This is a genomic window from Acetobacter sacchari (genome assembly GCF_017377715.1).
GTDB classification, from domain to species: Bacteria; Pseudomonadota; Alphaproteobacteria; order Acetobacterales; family Acetobacteraceae; genus Acetobacter; species Acetobacter sacchari.
This window is the reverse complement of record NZ_JAFVMF010000108.1, coordinates 1-250: the sequence shown is the minus strand read 5'-3', so window position 1 is coordinate 250 and position 250 is coordinate 1. Positions and strand designations below refer to the sequence as shown.

Sequence of the window (250 nt, the reverse complement as noted above, 5' to 3'; positions counted from 1 at the left end):
AGGGGGAGGTTAGGTGGGGGTACTCTTGAGCGCCTCGAGCCGGGCCACCAACTCGGCCCCCTGCCCCACCACCGCAATGGTCTTGAGCCGCGCCGTCTCCCCACTCACCACGCTGAGCGCCGACTTGGGTACGCCGAGCGCCTTGGCCAGCAGCACCAGCACCGCGGCATTGGCCTTGCCCTTGTCGGGCACCGCCTTGACGCGCAGGCGCAGCACCGCCGTTCCGTCGTCGCGGCGTTCCACGCCGTCA

1 protein-coding gene is annotated in these 250 nt (G+C 70.8%); it reads right to left on the bottom strand.

Annotation, left to right across the window (positions count from 1 at the left end):
- Positions 1-9: 9 nt before the first annotated feature.
- Positions 10-250: DUF167 family protein (locus tag J2D73_RS20440; RefSeq protein ID WP_207884262.1), on the bottom strand; the 241-nt coding region annotated here is incomplete at its 5' end.